Here is a 590-nt window from a genome sequence, read left to right as displayed (position 1 = left end):
GTTAATATTTAGGTTACAGCTGTACGCTTTCACTTCATCTAACAATAGCCCGTCTTTTTTTGTAAAAAACTCACTTAAAACACCCAAACGATAACCTTCGCAATGCTGGTAAAGTGCTCTGATGACATCATGACTAAAGCTTGAGAGTAAAAGGTTCTCTCTAGGCATTGAACTTTCGGTAAGCACTTTTGCTAGCGTTTGTGCGACTTCATCCGCTGGATGGCGGTCTACTTTAACTTCAATATTCAGATTTAGACCTCGCTCAGTAGCCAAGCTTAATAGCTCCTCAAGAGTCATGATAGTTTCGCCAGCAAAATCTTCGCTGAACCAGCCACCGAAATCTAATTGTCTTAATTCTTCCAACGTATGAGCATCAACTCGCCCTTTGCCATTGCTGCATCGACTTAACGTATGATCGTGACAAACCACAAGCACGTTATCTTTTGTTGGCTGAACATCCACTTCTACCCATTTTAGGCCGAGATCAATTGCAGCTTGAACGCTGACTTTTGTATTTTCTGGGAACGAGCCGGCAACGCCGCGGTGACCAATTAACAGAGTTTCCATTTTGTTTGTCTTCTTGAATGAGA

The 590-nt window shown here is 42.4% G+C and carries 1 protein-coding gene; it reads right to left on the bottom strand.

Annotation, left to right across the window (positions count from 1 at the left end):
* Positions 1-567: glycerophosphodiester phosphodiesterase family protein (locus tag R7Z77_RS26995; RefSeq protein ID WP_318137257.1), on the bottom strand; the 567-nt coding region annotated here is incomplete at its 3' end.
* Positions 568-590 lie beyond the last annotated feature (23 nt).

Source organism: Vibrio sp. 1401 (assembly GCF_033340295.1).
The sequence above is the reverse complement of the archived record's forward strand: the minus strand, read 5'-3'. Positions and strand labels throughout refer to the sequence as shown.